Annotated in this window: 1 protein-coding gene and 1 pseudogene; both read left to right on the top strand. The window is 75.0% G+C overall.

What is annotated here, in order from left to right; translation table 11 throughout:
- The first annotated feature begins 14 nt into the window (after window positions 1-14).
- The gene (locus tag SD460_RS16415) at window positions 15-13,964 is read left to right on the top strand and encodes a type I polyketide synthase (RefSeq protein ID WP_318306325.1); all 13,950 of its coding nucleotides are present in this window, start codon (window positions 15-17) and stop codon (window positions 13,962-13,964) included.
- A gap of 27 nt (window positions 13,965-13,991) precedes the next feature.
- Window positions 13,992-19,277, top strand: a pseudogene (locus tag SD460_RS16420) (type I polyketide synthase); the annotation flags it as partial.
- Between the last annotated feature and the right edge of the window lie 9 nt (window positions 19,278-19,286).

Below are 19,286 nucleotides of genomic sequence, written 5' to 3' on the forward strand. Positions count from 1 at the left end.
GGAGACCGACCACAATGGCCACAGCACCGGACAAGATCGTCGAAGCCCTGCGCGCGTCGCTCAAGGAGAGCGACCGGCTGCGGGAAGTCAACCGCCGGCTCGAAGCGGCGGCGGGCGAGCCGATCGCCGTCATCGGGATGAGCTGCCGCTACCCCGGCGGCGCCGGGTCCCCCGAAGCACTGTGGGACCTCGTCGCGCGCGGCGGCGACGCCGTCACCGGCTTCCCGGCCCGCCGCGGCTGGGACCTCGAGGGGCTCTACGACCCGGACCCCGACGAGCCGGGCAAGGTCTACACCCGCGAGGGCGGGTTCCTGCACGACGCCGACCACTTCGACCCAGCGTTCTTCGGGGTCAGCCCGCGCGACGCCCTCGCCATCGACCCGCAGCAGCGGCTGCTGCTGGAGGTGTCGTACGAGGCGTTCGAGCGGGCCGGGCTGACCACGGACGCGCTGCGCGGCAGCCGCACCGGCGTGTTCGCCGGCGTGATGTACAACGACTACGCGGGCCGGATGTACCAGGTCCCGGAGGGGTTCGAGGGCCTGCTCGGCAACGGCAGCGCGGGCAGCGTCGCTTCCGGGCGGCTCGCCTACACCTTCGGGCTCGAAGGGCCCGCGGTCACCGTCGACACGGCGTGCTCGTCGTCGCTGGTCGCCGTGCACCTGGCCGCGCAGGCACTTCGCCAGGGCGACTGCGGTCTCGCGCTCGCCGGGGGCGTGGCCGTGATGGCGACGCCGTCCGCGCTGATCGAGTTCAGCCGGCAGCGGGCCCTCGCCCCGGACGGCCGGTGCAAGGCGTTCGCGGCCGGCGCCGACGGCACCAGCTGGGCCGAAGGCGCCGGAGTCCTGCTCCTGGAACGGCTTTCCGACGCCGAGCGGAACGGCCACCCGATCCTCGCGGTGGTCCGCGGGACCGCGGTCAACCAGGACGGCGCGTCCAACGGCATGACCGCGCCCAACGGCCTCGCCCAGCAGCGCGTGATCCGGGCGGCGCTGGCCAACGCGGGACTCACCGCGTCCGAAGTGGACGTTGTGGAAGCGCACGGCACCGGGACTTCGCTCGGCGACCCGATCGAGGCCGAGGCGCTGCTGGCGACGTACGGCCAAGAGCGGGATCGGCCACTGTGGCTGGGGTCGCTGAAGTCCAACATCGGGCACACGCAGGCCGCCGCCGGGGTCGGCGGGATGATCAAGATGATCCAGGCGATGCGGCACGGCCTGCTGCCGAAAACCCTGCACGTCGACGCGCCTTCGCCGCACGTCGACTGGGCGTCCGGCGCGGTCGAGCTGCTCACCGAGCCGGTGGCGTGGCCGGAGACCGGCGCCGTCCGGCGGGCGGGCGTCTCGTCGTTCGGGGTGAGCGGCACGAACGCCCACGTCATCCTGGAAGCGCGCCCCCAGCCCGAGCGCGTGCCTTCCGGTGCGGCTTCGGTGGTGCCGTGGGTGCTTTCCGCCCGGAGTGAACCCGCGCTGCGCGAGCAGGCGCGGAACCTGCTGTCGCTGGTGGACGAAGACCCGGCCGCGGTCGGGGCCGCGCTGGTGAAGACGCGGCAGGTGTACGAGCACCGGGCCGTCGTCGCCGGGGACCTGCGGGCCGGGCTGACCGCGCTGGCCGAGCAGGGTGTCGGTGCCGAGGTCGCGCGAGGACCGCGGCGGGCCGTGTTCGTCTTCCCCGGGCAGGGTTCGCAGTGGGCCGGGATGGGGCTCGAACTCCTCGATACGTCACCGGTGTTCGCGGCCCGGCTGGCGGAATGCGCGACGGCGCTGGAAAAGTTCGTCGACTGGCAGCTGCTCGAAGTCCTCGACGGCGACCTGGAGCGGGTCGACGTCGTGCAGCCCGCGTTGTGGGCCGTGATGGTGTCGCTCGCCGAAGTCTGGCGTTCCCACGGGGTCGAGCCCGCCGCCGTGATCGGGCACTCCCAGGGGGAGATCGCCGCCGCGGTCGTCGCGGGTGGACTGTCGCTTGAGGACGGTGCGCGGGTCGTCGCGCTGCGGAGCAAGGCGATCCTGCGGCTGTCGGGTCTCGGGGGCATGGTGTCGCTCACCGTTCCCGCCGAGCGCGCGCGAGAGCTGATCGAGCCGTGGGGTGAACGGCTGTCGATCGCCGCGGTCAACGGGCCGTCCTCGGTGGTCGTCTCCGGTGACGCGGCCGCCCTCGACGAGCTGCTGGCCCAGGACCTCCCGGTCAAGCGGATCGCCGTCGACTACGCGTCCCACTCCGCCCACGTCGAGGCCGTCGAAGCCGAGCTCCTCGAAGCACTGGCCCCGATCCGCCCGCGCACCGGCGAGGTCCCTTTCCACTCCACCGTCACCGGTGACCTGCTCGACACCGCGGCGCTCGACGCCGCCTACTGGTACCGCAACCTGCGGCAGACCGTCCACTTCGACCGGACCGTACGCGGCTTCGGCGGCAAGCCGGTGTTCGTCGAGTGCAGCCCGCACCCGGTGCTCGTCCCCGGCCTCGACGAAGCCGGCGTCGGCACCCTCCGCCGCGGCGACGGCGGCCGCGCCCGGCTGCTCACCTCCCTCGGCACCGCCTTCGGCCACGGTGTCGACGTCGACTGGGCGCGCGAGTTCGACGGCGTCGACGCGAGCGGCGTCGAACTGCCGACGTACCCGTTCCAGCGCACGCCGTTCTGGCTCGACGCGCCCGCGGTGACCGGTGACCTCGCCGGGCTCGGCTCGGCCGGGCACCCGCTGCTCGGCGCGGTCGTCGCCCTCGCCGACGGGGACGGCTACCTGTTCACCGGCCGGCTTTCGCCGCGGTCGCACCCGTGGCTGGCCGACCACGTCGTCCGCGGCTCCGTGGTGCTGCCCGGCACCGCGCTGCTCGAACTCGCCGCGCGGGCCGCGCAGGAGACCGGCACCCGGGTCGTCGAGGACCTCGTCCTGGAGACCCCGCTGGTGCTGCCCGAGCAGGGCGCCCTCGAGGTCCAGGTCTCGGTCGGCGCGCCCGACGGCACCGGACGGCGCCCGGTCGGCGTGTTCAGCCGGGACGCCGACGACGGCTGGACGCGGCACGCGAGCGGCGTGCTCGGCGGTCCCGAGCCAGTGGGTACGGACCTGCTGACCTGGCCGCCCACCGGCGCCGAAGCTCTCGACGTCGAGGGTCTCCACGACCGGTTCGCCGCTCAGGGCTTCGCCTACGGCCCGGCGTTCCGCGGCCTGCGCGCGGCCTGGCAGCTGGGCGAGGAGCTCTACGCGGAAGTCGCGCTGCCCGAGGACCTCGCTCCCGAGGCGGCCCGGTTCGGGCTGCACCCGGCGCTTCTCGACGCGGCCCTGCAGGCCGCGGCCCTCGGCGGCGGTGAGCGGGCGCTGATGCCCTTCGCGTGGTCCGGCGCGGTCCTGCGCTCGGGCGGCCCGACCACGCTTCGTGTCCGGATCCGGCCCGCCGGCGACGACGCCGTGGCCCTCGACATCGCCGACGGCGCCGGGGTCGCCGTGGCCACCGTGTCGTCGCTGGTCCTGCGACCGGTGGCCGCCCAGCAGCTCGTCACCGACTCGCTGTTCCGTCCGGAGTGGACGCCGGTCACGGTGCCGTCTGATGTGGACAACGACCTGACGCTGGTGCACGTCACCGGCGACCCGGCCGACGTCGGCGCGAGCGTCCGGCGCGTTCTGGCCGACGCCCTCGAGGCGATCCAGGCCCACCTGGAAAGCGACGGCCGCCTGGTCTTCGTCACCCGCGGTGCGACGACCGGCGAAGACCCCGCGGCCGCGGCCGTCTGGGGCCTGGTCCGCTCGGTCCGGGCCGAGCACCCGGACCGGTTCCTGCTCGCCGACACCGACACCGACGACGTCACCCCGCTCCTCGCCGTGCTCGCCGCGGGCGAGGAGCCCGAAGCCGCGCTGCGCGACGGGGTGGTGCTCGTGCCGCGGCTGATCCGCGCCGAGCAGCCGGACGCCGGGGCCGTTCCCGCGTTCGACGTCAGCGGCACCGTCCTGATCACCGGCGGCACCGGCGCGCTCGGCTCGCTGCTGGCCCGGCACCTGGTCACCGAGTACGGCGCCCGCCACCTGCTGCTGACCAGCCGCACCGGCGCGGTGAACCCCGACCTCGACGACCTCGACGCGGACGTCCGCATCGTCCAGTGCGACGTCGCCGACCGCGCGCGGCTCGCCGCGGTCCTGGCGGGCGAGCGGATCACCGCCGTCGTGCACGCCGCGGGCGCGCTCGCCGACGGCGTCGTGGAATCGCTGACCCCAGCGGACTTCGAGACGGTTCTATGGCCCAAAGTGGACGCCGCCCTCGCCCTGGACGAGCTCACCGACGCCCCGACGTTCGTGTTGTTCTCCTCCGCGACCGGCACGCTCGGCAGCGCCGGGCAGGCCGCGTACGCCGCCGCGAACGCGGTCCTCGACGCCCTCGCGCGGCGACGGCCGGGCGCGCAGTCGCTGGCCTGGGGACTGTGGGCGCGCAGCGGCGGCATGACCGGCGCGATGACCGACCTCGACCGGCGGCGGATGACCCGCGCCGGCTTCCCGCCGCTGGCTGACGAGCAGGGCCTCGCGCTGTTCGACACCGCCCGCACGCTGGCCGACGACGTGCTCGTGCCGGTGAAGCTGAACGTCGCCGCGCTGCGCGACCAGCCGGTGCCGCCGGTGCTGCGCAAGCTGGTCCCGGCGCGCGCGGCCGCGGCCGACCCCGGGCTGCGGTCGAGGCTGGCCGGGCTCGGCAACGCCGAGCGCGAGCGCGTGCTGACCGAGATCGTCCGCACCCAGGTGGCCGTGGTGCTCGGCCACGCCGACGTGTCCACTGTGGACGTCTCGATGGCGTTCCGCGACCTGGGTTTCGACTCGCTGACCGCGGTCGACCTGCGCAACCGGCTGTCCGCCACGACCGGGCTGCGGCTGCCCGCCGCGCTCGTGTTCGACCACCCGACGCCGACCGCGCTCGCCGCGTTCCTGCGGACCGAACTCGGCGGCGCGGTGCCCGTCCAGGAGACGGCGGCCGCGGCCGCGTCGGACGAGCCGATCGCGATCGTCGGGATGAGCTGCCGATTCCCCGGCGGGGTCACCTCGCCGGAGGACCTCTGGCGGCTGCTGGACGACGGCGTCGACGCCATCGGCGACTTCCCGGCCGACCGCGGCTGGGACGTCGACGGGCTCTACGACCCCGAGCCGAAGCCCGGCAAGACCTACGTCCGCGCGGGCGGGTTCCTCGACGGTGCCGCCGACTTCGACCCCGGCTTCTTCGGCATCTCGCCGCGGGAAGCGCTGGCCATGGACCCGCAGCACCGCCTGCTGCTGGAGGCGGCGTGGGAGGCGTTCGAGCGGGCCGGCCTCGACCCCGGCACGCTGCGCGGCAGCCGCACCGGCGTGTTCGCCGGGCTGATGTACCACGACTACGGCCCCCGGCTGTCCGACGGCCCCGACGATGTCGAGGGCTTCCTCGGCGTCGGCAACTCCGGCAGCGTCGCCTCGGGCCGGATCGCCTACACGTTCGGCCTCGAAGGCCCGGCGGTCACCGTCGACACGGCGTGCTCGTCGTCGCTGGTCGGGCTGCACCTCGCCGTCCAGTCGCTGCGGTCGGGCGAGTGCACGATGGCGCTGGCGGGCGGGGCGACGGTGATGGCCACGCCCGGCACGTTCGTCGAGTTCTCCCACCAGCGCGGCCTTTCGCGGGACGGGCGCTGCAAGGCGTTCTCGGCCGACGCGGACGGTGCCGGCTGGGCCGAGGGCGTCGGGATGCTGCTGGTGGAACGGCTTTCCGACGCGCGGCGGCTCGGGCACCCGGTGCTCGCCGTCGTGCGTGGGACCGCGGTCAACCAGGACGGCGCGTCCAACGGCCTCACCGCGCCCAACGGCCCGTCCCAGCAGCGCGTGATCCGCGCCGCGCTGGCGAACGCGGGCCTGCGGCCGTCCGATGTGGACGTCGTCGAGGCGCACGGGACCGGGACGTCGCTGGGTGACCCGATCGAGGCGGACGCGCTGCTGGCGACCTACGGCCAGGACCGCGCGCACCCGCTGCTGCTGGGGTCGGTCAAGTCGAACATCGGCCACGCGCAGGCCGCCGCCGGGGTCGCCGGCGTCGTCAAGATGGTGCTCGCGCTCGGCCACGACACCGTGCCGCGCACGCTGCACGCGTCGACGCCGACCCCGCACGTGGACTGGTCGTCCGGCGCGATCCGGCTGCTCTCGGCGCCCGAGCCGTGGCCCTCGACGGGCCGCCCGCGGCGGGCCGCGGTGTCGTCGTTCGGGATCAGCGGGACCAACGCGCACGTGATCCTCGAAGCCGCACCCGCCGTCGAAGCGGCACCGGTCGAACGGGTGGTGCCGCCGGTGGTGCCGTGGGTGCTGTCGGCGCGGTCCGCGGAAGCGTTGCAGGCCCAAGCGGCCGGACTGAACGGCGATCCGCTGGACGTCGGGTTCTCGCTGGTCACGACCCGGGCGCTGTTCGAGCACCGCGCGGTCGTCCTCGACGGCGACGTCGACGGCGCGATCACCGGGGTGGCCCGGCCGGGTCGCCGGGTCGTGTTCGTGTTCCCGGGCCAGGGTTCGCAGTGGACCGGGATGGGCCGGGAGCTGCTCGAAACTTCGCCGGTGTTCGCCGCGCGGATGGCTGAGTGCGCCACTGCTTTGTCGGCGTTCGTGGACTGGGACCTGCTGGCTGCCCTCGAGGGCGATCTGGAGCGCGTCGATGTCGTGCAACCAGTGCTGTGGGCGGTGATGGTGTCGCTGGCCGCGGTGTGGCGTTCGTACGGGGTCGAGCCCGACGCGGTCGTGGGTCATTCGCAGGGTGAGATCGCCGCCGCGGTGGTCGCGGGTGGACTGTCCCTTGAGGACGGTGCTCGGGTGGTCGCGTTGCGGAGCAAGGCGATCCTGCGGCTGTCCGGGCTGGGGGGCATGGTGTCGCTGGCCGCGCCGGTCGAGCGGGTGCGGGAGCTGATCGCGCCGTGGGGCGCGCGGATTTCGGTGGCGGCGGTGAACGGGCCGTCGTCGGTCGTGGTTTCGGGTGAGGCCGCGGCGCTTGACGAGCTGCTGGCTTCGGTGGACGTGCGGGCGCGGCGGATCGCCGTCGATTACGCGTCGCACTCGGCGCAGGTAGAGCTGCTGGCCGACGAGCTGGCGTCCGTGCTGGCCGACGTGGCGCCGCGCTCGGGGCGGATCCCGCTCGTCTCCGCGGTGACCGGCGAAGTCCTGGACACGGCCGAGCTGGACGCGGCCTACTGGTACCGCAACCTGCGGGAACCCGTCCGGTTCGACCGGGCGGTCACCGGGCTGCTGGAGTCGGGGCACACCGCGTTCGTCGAGTGCAGCGCGCACCCGGTGCTGGCGGCGGGCGTCGAGGAGACGGCCGACGCTCGTGAAGTGGTGGTCACCGGCACCCTGCGCCGGGACGACGGCGGTACCGACCGGCTCACCCGGTCGCTGGCGGAGGCGTTCGTGGCCGGTGTCCCGGTCGACTGGACGGTGGTGTTCCGCGGGACCGGCGCGGCCCGGGTCGAGCTGCCGACGTATCCGTTCCGGCACCGGCGGTTCTGGCCGAGCGACCCGGAACCGCGCTCGGCGAACCCGGTCGACGACCGGTTCTGGGACGCGCTGGAACGCGCGGATCTCAGTGCGCTCGGCGTCGACGAGGAGCAGCGTGAAGCGCTGGACTCGGTGCTGCCGGTCCTGTCGTCGTGGCGACGGCGCAGCCAGGAGAAGTCCACTGTGGATGGCTGGCGGTACCGCGTCACCTGGCGGCCGCTGAAGCCCGCCGCGGCCGAGCTCACCGGCCGCTGGCTGCTCGTGGTCCCCGAGGACGGCACCGATCCGCTCGAAACCGCCCTGACGGCCCAGGGTGCCGACGTCGCGCGGCTCGTCGTCGACCCGGTCACCGACCGGGCGGCGCTCGCGGCACTCCTCGCCGAACACCGGAACGTCACCGGGGTCTTTTCCTTACTGGCCACCGCTACCGGACGGCACCCGGCGTACCCCGCCGTGCCGCTGGCGCACGCCGCCACCGTCACCCTCGTCCAGGCGCTCGGGGACGCGGGCGTCGAAGCGCCGCTTTGGGTCGCCACCCGGGGCGCGCTCAGCACCGGCCCGGCCGACCCCGTCGTCGACCCCGAGCAGGCCCTCGTCTGGGGGCTCGGCCCGGTCGTCGGCCAGGAGCACCCCGGCCGCTGGGGTGGCCTGATCGATCTCCCGGTCACCGGGGACGTCGCCGGCCACGTCGCCGCCGTGCTGGCCTCGCCCGGCGGGGAAGACCAGCTGGCCGTCCGGACGTCCGGCGTCCTGGCCCGGCGGCTGGCCCACGCCACCGACGGCGGGACGGCGAAGTCCTGGCGGCCGAGGGGAACCGTGCTCGTCACCGGCGGCACCGGGGCACTGGGTGCGCACGTCGCCCGGTGGCTGGCCCGCGGCGGTGCCGAGCACGTCATCCTCACCGGACGCCGGGGCCTCGACGCTCCCGGCGCCCCCGAGCTGGTCGCCGAGCTCGAGGCACTCTGCCGGGTCACGGTGTCCACAGTGGACCTGGCGGACCGGGCGGCACTCGCGGCTCTGCTGGCGGACGTGCCGCTGACCGCCGTCGTCCACACCGCCGCCGCGCTCGACGACGCGTTGCTGGAGCAGCTCACGCTCGACCAGGTCGAGCACGTCCTGCGGGTGAAGGCCGAAGCCGCGGTCACCCTCCACGAGCTGACCCGGGACCTCGACCTCGACGCGTTCGTCCTGTTCTCCTCCTTCGGCGGCATGTTCGGCGCCGCGGGCCAGGGCAACTACGCACCCGGCAACGCGTTCGTCGACGCCCTCGCGCGCCGGCGTCAGGCCGAGGGGCTGCCCGCGACCGCGGTGATCTGGGGGCACTGGGCCGCGGGCGGCATGGCCACCGGGGCCGTCGAGGAGCGCATGCTCTCCCGCGGTGTCCCGGCGATGGACCCGGACCTGGCGATCGCGGCGCTGCAGCGCGTGCTCGACCACGACGAGACCAGCGCCGTCGTCGTCGACATCGACTGGGCGCGGGTCGTCGCCGTGTCCGGGACGCCGAGCCCGCTGTTCCGCGAGATCCCCGAGGTCCGGCGGCTCGTCGCCGAGGCGGCGCCCGAAGCGCAGGCCGACTTCCTCGGAGTCGTCCGCGCGCAGGTCGCGGCCGTGCTCGGCTACGACTCCGGCGCGGACGTCGACGCCGACCGGGCCTTCCGCGATCTCGGCTTCGACTCGGTCACCGCCATCGAACTGCGCAACCGCCTCCAGGCGGCCACCGGAAGGCGGCTGCCCGCGACCCTCGTCTTCGACTACCCGAACCCGGAAGCGCTCGCGCGGCACCTGGGCGGCGAGCGGGAGACCGTGGCCGTCGCCGCGGCGAGCACGGACGAGCCCATCGCGATCGTCGCCATGAGCTGCCGGTTCCCCGGCGGCGTCGGCTCGCCCGACGACCTGTGGCGGATGCTCGACGCGGGCGGCGAGGGCATCACCGGGTTCCCCGCCGACCGCGGCTGGGACCTCGACGGGCTCTTCGACCCCGACCCGGACGCGCCCGGCAAGACCTACGTCCGGGAGGGCGGTTTCCTCGATGGCGTCGCCGGCTTCGACCCCGCGTTCTTCGGGATCAGCCCCCGCGAGGCCCTCGCGATGGACCCGCAGCAGCGGCTGCTCCTGGAGACGTCGTGGGAGGCGTTCGAAAGCGCCGGCATCACCCCGGCCACCCTGCGCGGCAGCCGGACCGGCGTGTTCGTCGGCGCCAGCACGTCGTCGTACGGCGCCAACCTGGCCGAACCGCCGGAAGGCACCGAGGGGCACCTGCTCACCGGCACCTCGATGAGCGTCACCGCCGGCCGGCTCGCCTACACCTACGGCACCGAAGGCCCGGCCGTCACGCTCGACACGGCGTGCTCGTCGTCGCTGGTCGCGCTGCACCTGGCCGGGCAGTCCCTGCGCAGCGGGGAAAGCGAGCTGGCCATCGCCGGCGGCGTGACCGTGATGGCGTCACCGGCGCCGTTCGTGCTGTTCAGCCGCCAGCGCGGGCTCGCGAAGGACGGACGCTGCAAGGCGTTCTCCGCCGAGGCGGACGGGATGGGAATGGCCGAAGGCATCGGCATGGTCGTCCTGGAACGGCTGTCCGACGCGCAGCGCAACGGGCACCCGGTGCTCGCGGTCATCCGCGGCTCGGCGGTCAACTCCGACGGCGCGTCGAACGGCCTCACCGCGCCGAACGGCCCTTCGCAGCAACGCGTGATCCGGCAGGCGCTCGGGATGGCGGGCCTGCGTCCGTCCGATGTGGACGCCGTCGAGGCGCACGGCACCGGGACGTCGCTCGGTGACCCGATCGAGGCGCAGGCGTTGCTGGCCACCTACGGCCAGGACCGGTCGGAGCCGTTGTGGCTGGGCAGCGTCAAGTCGAACATCGGGCACACGCAGGCCGCCTCCGGCGTCGCGGGCGTGATCAAGATGGTCATGGCCCTGCGCCACGGCGTCCTGCCGCGCACCCTGCACGCCGCCGAACGCTCCACGCACATCGACTGGACGGCGGGCTCGGTCGAGCTGCTCACCGAACCGCGGCCGTGGGCGCCGGGCGGGAAACCGCGCCGGGCCGGGGTCTCGTCGTTCGGCGTCAGCGGGACCAACGCGCACCTGATCCTGGAGCAGGCGCCGGACCGGGCGCCGGCCGCCGAGCCGGTGACGCCGCCCGCGGTCCCGTGGGTGCTCTCGGCCCGCACCGCCGACGCGTTGCGGGAGCAGGCCGCGAACCTGCTGTCCCGTGTGGACGGTGAGCACCCGGCCGATGTCGGGTTCTCTTTGGTGACAACGCGGTCCGAGTTCGCGCACCGGGCCGTCGTCGTCGGCCGGGACGCCGCCGAGCTGCGGGGCCGGCTGGAGAGGCTGGCCGGGCCCGGCGTCGCGGAAGGCGTGGCGGGAACGCCCGGCAAGGTCGTGTTCGTCTTTCCCGGCCAGGGTTCCCAGTGGACCGGCATGGCCGCCGAACTCCTGGACGCCTCGCCGGTGTTCGCCGCGCGGATGGCCGAATGCGCGGCCGCGCTGGCGTCCCATGTGGACTTCCCGGTGCTCGACGTCGTCCGCGCGGGCGAGCCGATCGGGCGGGTCGACGTCGTGCAGCCGGTGCTGTGGGCGATCCTGGTGTCGCTGGCCGCCGTCTGGGAGTCGCTCGGCGTCCGGCCGGACGCCGTGCTCGGGCACAGCCAGGGCGAGATCGCCGCGGCCGTGGTCGCCGGCGGACTGTCCCTCGAGGACGGTGCCCGGGTGGTTGCCCTGCGCAGCCAAGCGATCCGCGAACTGGCGGGTCAGGGTGGGATGGTGTCGGTCGCGCTCGGGGCCGACCTCGTGCGTGCCCGGCTGGCGGACTACGCGGACCTGTCGGTCGCGGCGGTGAACGGACCCGGCTCGGTCGTCGTGTCCGGGGGAGCGGACGAGCTGACCCGCTTCCACGACGCCTGCGCCGCGGACGGGGTGCGCGTCCGGCGGCTCCCGGTGGACTACGCGTCGCACTCGGCCCACGTGTCCCGCATCGAGGACCGGCTGGCCGGACTGCTGGCGCCGGTGAAGCCGGTGGCGGGCCGGGTGCCGTTCTTCTCGACGGTGACCGGTGAGCTGGTCGACACGACTAAGCTCGACGCGGGTTACTGGTACCGCAACCTGCGCCAGACGGTGGAGTTCGAGCGGGCCACGCGGGCGCTGCTGGACTCCGGGCACGGCGTGTTCGTCGAGTGCAGCCCGCACCCGGTGCTGACGACGGCGATCGGCGAGACGGCGGAACGCGCCGAACGCCCGGTCGTCACCGGCGGCACCCTCCGGCGCGACGCGGGTGGCGCGGACCGGGTCCTGCTGTCGGCGGCCGAGCTGTACGTCCAGGGCGTGCCGGTCGACTGGGCCGGGGTGTTCACCGGGGCCCGCCGGGTCGAGCTGCCGGTGTACCCGTTCCGGCACCAGCGGTTCTGGCTGGACTTCCAGCTCCCCGCGGCGGCGAAGGCGGAGGACACCGGCTTCTGGTCCGCGGTGGACGCGGGCGACCCGGCCGAATTGGCCGCGGTCCTCGGCGCCGACTCCGACGCGGTGGCGTCGGTGCTGCCCGCATTGGCGCGCTGGCGGGCCGACCGTGCGGAAGAGTCCGCGGTGGATTCGATGCGTTATGCGGTCGAGTGGGAGCAGGCCGCCGAGCCGGTCGCGGGCTCGCCGGGCCGGTGGTTGGTGGTCACGCCGGACGACAGCGACCCGCTGATCGCGGAGTTCGCGCGGCAGGGGCACGAGGTCGTGGTGGCCGAGCCGGGCGAGCGCCTGGCCGGCGAGTTCACCGGCGTCGTCTCCCTCCTCGCCGCCGATCGGTCCGAACTGCGGCCCGGCGTCACCGCCGGGCTCGTCGCGAACCTCGTGCTCTCCCAGCGGCTCACCGAAGCCGGGATCAGCGCTCCGCTCTGGTGCGTGACCCGCGGTGCCGTGCGCGTCACGGCCGCGGACCTCCCGCCGGACCCGGTGCAGGCCCAGACCTGGGGCTTCGGGCGCGTCCTCGGCCTCGAGCAGCCGCAGCGCTGGGGCGGCCTGGTCGACCTGCCCGCCGACCCCGACGAGGACGCCATCCAGCGCGCTCTCGCCACCATCACCGGCGGTGGTGCCGAAGACCAGGTCGCCGTCCGCGGTGACGGGGTCTTCGGGCGGCGCCTGATCCGGGCGCCCAAGCCGGCCACACCCCCGGCACCGTGGCGGCCGCGCGGGACCGTGCTGGTCACCGGGGCCACCGGGGCGCTCGGTCCGGTCATCGCCCGCAAGCTGGCCGCGGACGGCGCCGAGCACCTGGTGCTCACCAGCCGCCGGGGGAGTGCGGCGGCCGGGATGGCCGAGCTGGCCGCGGAACTCACCGAAGCCGGGACCGGGGTGACCGTCGCGGCCTGTGACGTCGCCGATCGGGACGCGCTGGCGACCCTCGTCGAGAAGACCGAGGCCGACCACGGGCCGATCCGGGCGGTCGTGCACGCCGCCACGCTGATCCGGCTCACCGCGCTGGCCGAGTCCACTGTGGACGAGTTCGCCGACGTCCTCGCGGCCAAGGTCGCCGGGGCCGCGCACCTCGACGCCCTGTTCGCCGAGCGCGAGCTCGACGCCTTCGTGCTCTTCTCCTCGATCGCCGGGGTCTGGGGCAGCGGCGACCACGGCGCGTACGCGGCGGGCTCGGCCTACCTGGACGCCCTCGCCGAGCGGCGGCGGGCCGGCGGCCGCACGGCGACGTCGATCGCCTGGGGCGTGTGGGACGCCCGGCACGTGCTCGACGACGGCGTCGTCGTCGAGGACCTGATGGACCTCAACCCCGAGTGGCACGGCCTGTCCCCGATGGCGACGGCGGCCGGCATGCGCGGGATGCAGCGGGCGCTCGACCTCGACGACACCTTCGTCGCGGTCGCCGACGTCGACTGGGCGCGGTTCACCGCCGCGTTCACCTCGGCGCGGCCGAGCCCGCTGCTCGGCGGGATCGAGGACGTCCGGCGCATCCTCGCCGCGGAAGCCGAGGCCGACGCGGCCGCTATCGGCACGATGGAAGCGTTTCGGGAGCGGCTGCTGGCAATGTCGGTCGTCGAGCGCCACCGGACCGTGCTGGAGCTGGTCCGCGGCGTGGCGGCGACCGTGCTCGGGCACGACTCGCCGTCGGCGCTCGACCCGGCCCAGGCGTTCGGAGAGCTCGGGTTCGACTCGCTCACCGCGGTCGACCTGCGCAACCGGCTCGCCGCGGCCACCGGGCTGCGGCTGCCCGCCACGCTCGTCTTCGACCACCCGAGCGCGCAGGCCCTCGCCACGCACGTCCTCGCCGAGCTCCTGCCCGGCGACACGGCGGCGGGCCTGGCCGAGCTCGACCGGCTGGAGGCGGCGCTCGCGGACGGTGTCGCCGACGGCCCGGCGCGCACGGAGCTGACGCTGCGGCTGACCACGCTGCTGAGCCGGCTGAACACCGCCGAGCCGGCGCCCGGGGACCGCGACCTCGGCGCGGCGACCGACGACGAGCTGTTCGACGTCCTCGACGGCCTGCGCACCCCCTGACCGTTCGCACCTAGGAGCACCACCATGGACACCCCCGAAGAGAAGCTGCGGGAGTACCTCCGCTGGGCCACCACCGACCTGCGCGACACCCGCAAGCGGCTGGCCGACCTCGAAGACCGGACGCACGAGCCGATCGCGGTCGTCGGCACCGGCTGCCGGTACCCGGGTGGCGTCCGCTCGGCCGCCGACCTCTGGCGGCTCGTCGAGGAGGGTGGCGACGCCGTCGGGGAGTTCCCCGCCGAGCGCGGCTGGGACGTCGAGGCGCTCTACGACCCCGACCCCGACAGCCAGGGCACGACCTACGCGCGCGGCGGCGGCTTCTACCGCGACGCCGGGCAGTTCGACGCGGGCTTCTTTTCGATCAGCCCGCGCGAGGCGCTCGCGATGGACCCGCAGCAGCGGCTGCTCCTGGAGATCGGCTGGGAGGCCTTCGAAAGCGCGGGCATCGACCCCGCGTCGGTGCGCGGCGAGCAGGCGGGGGTGTTCGTCGGCGGCGGGTTCTCCGACTACGGCGGCGCGATGCAGTCCGCGCCCGAAGGCGTCGAAGGCCACCTGGTGACGGGCAAGGCCGGCAGTGTCCTTTCCGGACGGATCGCCTACACCCTCGGACTGGAAGGGCCGGCCGTCACGGTGGACACGGCGTGTTCGTCGTCGCTGGTGGCGCTGCACCTCGCGGTGCAGGCCCTGCGGCGCGGCGAGTGCACGATGGCGCTGGCCGGCGGCGTGACGATCATGTCGACCCCGGCCGTGCTGATCGAGTTCAGCCGCCAGCGCGGGGTCGCCCCGGACGGGCGCTGCAAGGCGTTCGCCGCGGCCGCCGACGGGATGGGCCTGGCCGAGGGCGCGGGCGTGGTGCTGCTGGAACGGCTCTCGGACGCGGTCGCGAAGGGCCGGACCGTGCTCGCGGTCATCCGCGGCTCGGCGATCAACCAGGACGGCGCGTCCAACGGCCTGTCCGCCCCGAGCGGCCCCGCCCAGCGCCGCGTGATCCGCCGGGCGCTCGCGGACGCGCGGCTCACCCCGGCCGAGATCGACGTCGTCGAGGCGCACGGCACCGGCACCGAACTGGGCGACCCGATCGAGGCGCAGGCGCTGCTGGCGACGTACGGCCAGTCCCGCTCGGGCGCGCCGCTGTGGCTGGGCAGCGTCAAGTCGAACATCGGGCACGCGCAGGCGGCGTCCGGCGTGGCGGGCGTGCTCAAGATGATCGAGGCCTTGCGGCACGGGCAGCTGCCGAAGACGTTGCACGTCGACGAGCCGTCGCCGCACATCGACTGGGACTCGGGCGAGGTGGAGCTGCTCACGGAGGCCCGTGCGTGGCCGGCCGCCGACCGCCCGCGCCGCGCGGCGGTGTCGTCGTTCGGGGTGAGCGGCACGAACGCCCACGTCATCCTGGAGGAGGCCCCAAAGCGCCCCAATGTGGCGTTGGGTGCATCCAACGCACCGAACGCCACATTGGGTGCGTCTGACGCACCCAATGCCACATTGGGGCGCTGGGGGACTGCCGTGCCGTGGGTGCTGAGCGCGAAGACCGCGAGTGCGCTGCGGGCGCGGGCCGCCCAGCTCGCCGAGGTGCCCGGGGAGCCCGCTGACGTCGGGTTTTCGCTGGCCACCACCCGGACCGTGCTGGAGCACCGCGCCGTCGTCCTCGGGGACGGCGGCGAGTTGCGGCGCGGGCTGGCCGCGCTGGCCGCGGGTGAGCCGGACCCGGCCGTCGTCGAGGGGACGCCGTCGGGCGGCGGCGGGGTCGTTTTCGTCTTTCCCGGGCAGGGTTCGCAGTGGGCCGGGATGGGGCAGGAACTCCTGGCGGCCGAGCCGGTGTTCGCGGCACGCATGGCCGAGTGCGCGAAGGCGCTGGAGTCCCATGTGGACTGGCAGCTCCTCGACGTCCTTTCCGACGAAGCCGCCCTGCGGCGCGTCGACGTCGTGCAGCCCGCGCTCTGGGCGGTGATGGTCTCGCTGGCCGCGGTGTGGCGCGCCCACGGCGTCGAACCGGCGGCGGTGCTCGGGCACAGCCAGGGCGAGATCGCGGCCGCGTGCGTCGCCGGCGCACTGTCCCTTGAGGACGCTGCCATGGTGGTCGCGGTGCGCAGCCGCGAACTGCTGCGCCTGGCCGGCGGGGGCGGCATGGTCTCCGTGGCCCAGCCGGTCGCTGCGGTGACCGAGCGGATCGAGGGCACCGGGCTGGCGATCGCCGCCGCCAACGGGGCGAACTCCGTCGTCGTGTCCGGGCCGGACGGCGCGCTCGAGAAGCTGCTGTCCGGGTGTGCGGCCGACGGCGTCCGCGCCCGGCGCGTGCCGGTGGACTACGCGTCGCACTCCGAGCAGGTCGAAGCCATCGAGGAACGGCTGCTCGAAGTCCTCGCGCCGGTGCGGCCGCGGGCGGGCGAGCTGCCGTTCTACTCGACCGTCACCGGCCGCCCGGCCGACCCCACCCAGCTCGACGCCGGGTACTGGTACTGCAACCTCCGCCAGACCGTCGAGTTCGAGCAGGCCACGCGCAAGCTGCTCGCCGACGGCCACGGCGTCTTCGTCGAGTGCAGCCCGCACCCGGTGCTGGCCACCGCCGTGCAGGAGACGGCGGAGGACGCGGGCCACGAGGTCGTCGCGGTCGGTTCGCTCCGCCGCGACGACGGCGGCCGGCCGCGCCTGCTGCGGTCGATCGCCGAGGCGTTCGTGCGCGGCGTCCCCGCCGACTGGGCGACGGCGTTCGAGGGCGCGAACACCGTGCCGCTGCCGACCTACCCCTTCGAGGGCGACCACTACTGGCTCCCGGCCACGGCAGCCGCCGCCGATCTCGGTTCCGCGGGCCTCACGTCGGCGGGGCACCCGCTCCTCGGTGCCGCCGTCGAGCTGCCCGACGACGGCGGATTCCTCTTCACCGGACGGCTTTCCCTGCGGTCGCACCCGTGGCTGGCCGAGCACGCCGTGCACGGCACGGTCCTGCTCGTCGGTACGGCGTTCGTCGAACTCGCTTTGCACGCCGCCGCCGAGGCGGGCTGCGCCGAAGTGGAAGAGCTGGCGCTGGAGGCGCCGCTCGTGCTGCCCGCCGACGGCGCGGTGCTGATCCGGCTCACCGCCGGCGCGGCGGACGACGGCGGCCGCCGGACCGTGGCGCTGCACTCGCGGCCCGAGGACGACCTGCTCGGCGAATGGACGCGGCACGCCGCCGGGTTCGCCGTGCCGGACGCCGCCGTCCCCACCGCCGGGCTCGCGGTGTGGCCCCCGGTGGACGCCGAGCCGGTGCCGCTCGACGACGTCTACGGACGCGCGGCCGACCGCGGGTTCGTGTACGGGCCGGTGTTCCAGGGCTTGCGGGCCGTCTGGCGGCGCGGCGAGGAGGTGTTCGCCGAAGTGGCGCTGCCGCGCGAACACCACGGTGAAGCCGCGCGGTTCGGCGTGCACCCGGCGTTGCTCGACGCCGCCCTGCACGCCGTCGCGCTCGGCTCGCTGAACTCCGAAGGCACCGGGCGGCTGCCGTTCTCGTGGGCGGGGGTCCGGCTGTACGCGGCGGGCGCGACGGCGTTGCGCGTGCGGCTCACGCCGTCGGGCACGGAGACGCTGACCGTCGAGGTCGCCGACGAAGCCGGGTCGCCGGTCGCGGTGATCGACGCGCTCGCCTCGCGGCCCGTCGTGCCCGGCCAGGTGCGGGCGGCCCGGCGCGCGGGTCCGCTGTTCCGCGTCGACTGGGTACCCGGCGCTCCCGGTGACCCCGTCGACGCTGAGTTCGTCCCGGTGCCGCGGGGTGATGTTCGTGAAGTGCTGGGCGCGGTGCTGGCTCGTGTCCAGTCCGAATTGGACGGTGACCGGCGGCTCGTGTTCGTCACTTCCGGCGCGACCACCGACGATCCGGTCGCCGCGGCCGTCTGGGGACTGGTGCGGTCGGCGCAGGCCGAGCACCCGGACCGGTTCGTCCTGCTCGATCTGGAGCACCCGGACGACCCGGTGCCCGCCGCGCTTCCCGCGGACGAGAACCAGTTTGTCGTCCGAAGTGGACAGGTTTTCGTCCCGCGTCTGGCGCCGGTTCCCGCCGAGCCCGCCGAACCCCCGGCGTTCGACGGCAGCGTGCTGATCACCGGCGGCACCGGGACGCTCGGCCGGCTGGTCGCCGGGCACCTCGCGCGGAACGGGACGAAACGGCTGGTGCTGGTCAGCCGGCGCGGGTACGCCGCCCCCGGCGCCGCGGACGTCGTCTCCGGCCTGACCGCGCTGGGCGCGGAGGTGACCGTCGTGGCGTGCGACGTCGCCGACCGCGCCCGCCTGGCCGAAGTCCTCGACGACGTGCCCGATCTCGCGGCCGTGGTGCACACCGCGGGCGCGCTGGACGACGGCGTCGTCGAAACCCTGACGCCGGAGCGGATCGACGTCGTGCTGCGGGCCAAAGTGGACGCGGCCCGGCACCTCCACGAGCTGGCCCCCGACGCGCACCTGGTGCTGTTCTCCTCGGCCGCGGGCACGTTCGGCACGCCGGGGCAGGGCAACTACGCCGCCGCCAACGCCTACCTCGACGCGCTGGCCCGGCACCGGCGGGCGCGCGGGCTGCCCGGGCAGTCGCTCGCGTGGGGCTTGTGGGCCGACACCAGCGAACTGACCGGCACTCTCGGCTCGACGGGCTTGGACCGGTTGCGCCGCAACGGGTCCCGGGCGTTCTCCGCGGAAGACGGACTCGCCGCTTTCGACCTGGCCCTGGCCACCGGGGAGCCGGTGGTGGTCCCGGTGCAGCTCGACCTGCGCGTGCGCGGCGACCACGGCGTGCCGCCGGTGCTGCGGGGACTGGTCCGCGCGCCGCTGCGGCGGACCGCGGCCGTCGACACCTCGGTGCGCGGGCAGCTGTCGGGGCTCGCACCGGAGGAACGGGACCGAGTGCTGCTCACACTGGTGCGCGCCCAGGCCGCCGCGGTGCTCGGGCACGCCGGCCCCGGCGCGGTCGAGCCGGGCCGCGGGTTCCTCGACCTCGGGTTCGACTCGCTCACCGCGGTCGAACTGCGCAACCGCCTGCAGGCCGCGACGGGCGCGCGGCTGCCCGCGACGCTCGTGTTCGACCACCCGACGGCAACGGCGCTCGCCCGGTTCCTCGCCGAGCGCCTCGGCACGGACACCGCCCCGGCGCTCGCCCCCGCTCTGGCCGAGCTCGGCCGCCTCGAGACCGTGCTGGCGCCGTTCACCGGCGAGGCCCGCGAGGCGATCACGCTGCGGCTGAGGGAACTGCTGGCCCGCTGGAGCACCGAGCCCGAAGCCGGCCCGGCCGCCGACATCGACGCGGCCACGGACGACGAGCTGTTCGGCGTCCTCGACGAGCTGCGCACCCCCTGACCACCGCAC

Origin of the sequence: Amycolatopsis solani, assembly GCF_033441515.1 — a bacterium.
Classification (GTDB): Bacteria; Actinomycetota; Actinomycetes; order Mycobacteriales; family Pseudonocardiaceae; genus Amycolatopsis; species Amycolatopsis solani.

Excerpts from the sequence above, each read along its gene's own strand:
- SD460_RS16415 (WP_318306325.1), top strand. The coding sequence starts at position 15 with ATGGCCACAGCACCGGACAAGATCGTCGAAGCCCTGCGCGCGTCGCTC.